Annotated in this window: 2 protein-coding genes; both read right to left on the reverse strand. The window is 64.3% G+C overall.

All coding sequences use genetic code 11. The features are described 5' to 3' along the window. A partial coding sequence (locus tag A5779_RS24290) for an MMPL family transporter (RefSeq protein WP_131811685.1) occupies window positions 1–1,497 on the reverse strand: 1,497 nt, incomplete at its 3' end. Continuing rightward, window positions 1,494–1,814, reverse strand: a 321-nt coding sequence (locus A5779_RS24295; RefSeq protein WP_064886300.1) for an MmpS family transport accessory protein, incomplete at its 5' end; no start/stop codon positions are given. The genes A5779_RS24290 and A5779_RS24295, both read right to left, overlap by 4 nt.

Below are 1,814 nucleotides of genomic sequence, written 5' to 3' on the forward strand. Positions count from 1 at the left end.
GAACGGGATCGAGGTGTGCTCGATCGGCGTTCCCTGCGGGCGCGTGATGGCCTGGACCCGAGAAATGCCGGGCACCTGGAAGATTCGCTTGGCGATGCGGTCGACGACCAGGAAGTCCGCGGAGTTGCGCAGGTCGTGATCGCTCTCGATCAGCAGCAGCTCGGGGTTCATCCGGGCCTGCGAGAAGTGCCGGTCGGATGCGGCGTAGCCGGTGTTGGCGGGTAGATCCGCCGGGAGGTACTTGCGGTCGTTGTAGTTGGTCTTGTACCCGGGCAGGGTCAGCAGACCGATCAGCGACAGCGCGATGGTGGCGATCAGGATCGGTCCCGGCCAACGCACGACCGCGGCACCGATCTTGCGCCACCCGCGGGTGCGCATGGCCCGCTTGGGTTCCAGCGTCTTACCGAATCTACTGGCCACCGAGATGATCGCCGGTCCCAGCGTGAGGGCGGCGACGACGCCGGTGACCATGCCGATGGCCAACGGGATGCCCAGCGATCGGAAGTAGGGAAGGTTGGTGAAGTGCAGACACAGCGTGGCGCCGGCGATGGTCAGGCCCGAACCCAGCACCACGTGCGCGGTGCCGTGGAACATCGTGTAGTACGACTGTTCGCGATCCTCACCGACACTTCGGGCCTCTTGATATCGGCCTATCAGGAAGATCGCGTAATCGGTGGAGGCGGCGATGGCCAGCGTCACCAACAGGTTGGTGGCGAACGTCGAGAGCCCGATGATGTCGTAGTAGCCCAGGGCAGCGACGACACCGCGCGCTGCCGACAGCGAGAGCACCACCATGACCAGGGTCAGGATCACCGTGATGATGGAGCGGTAGACCAGCAGCAGCATGATGATGATGACCGTGAAGGTCAACGCCTCGATGATCTTCACACTGCGGTCACCGGCAATGTGCTGGTCGGCGGCCAACGCGGCCGGGCCGGTCACGTATGCCTTGACGCCCGGCGGCGGAGTGACGCTCTCGACGATCTTCTGGACCGCCTCGACCGATTCGTTGGCCAGCGCCTCGCCCTGGTTACCGGCGGTGTAGACCTGCACATAAGAGGCCTTGCCGTCGGAGCTCTGCGCGCCTGACGCGGTCAGCGGGTCGCCCCAGAAATCCTGGACGTGCTCGACATGCTCCTTGTCGGCCTCGAGCTTGGCGACGACCTCGTCGTAGTAATCGTGCGCTTTGATGTCGAGCGGCTCGTCGCCCTCGAGCACCACCATGACCGAGCTGTTGGACTTGAACTCCTGGAACACCTCGCCGACACGCTTCATGGCGATCATCGATGGAGCCTGGTCGGGGCTCATCGAGACCGACCGCATCTTGCCCACCTCTTCGAGCTGGGGCACAACGGTGTTCAGGATGCCGATGAGAACGACCCAGCCGATGATGATCGGCACGGCCAGGCGCCGGATCCACTTGGCGATCCCGCCGTGGTGGGCCTTTTTCGGTTCGGTGACTCCGAAGGCGTCGGTCGGGGCGTCAGGGGTGCTCATGCAGATTTCACCAAGCAGAAGGTCTGGGCATTGACGCCGTTGGAGGTTCTCTCGTCCTTGAGCTCGTCATCGACGGTGATGCGGCAGCTGATGGAGTCGCCGTTGCCCTGCGCGACGATGTTGGGGAACACCGACGGAGCGGTGGACTCCAGACGCAGCGTCCACGGCAGGGTCACCCCGTCGATGCGCTGAGGCTGGGCGTCGAGATCGAGGTAGTTCACGTCCGCCGTCGCACCGGGCACGCCGTAGATCTCGTAGACCACGACCTTGGGGTCGAACGGCTTGGTGTCATCGACCTTCGCGCTGGAGATCCCCGA

It is taken from the genome of Mycolicibacterium peregrinum (assembly GCF_001665625.1).
GTDB lineage: Bacteria > Actinomycetota > Actinomycetes > Mycobacteriales > Mycobacteriaceae > Mycobacterium > Mycobacterium peregrinum_B.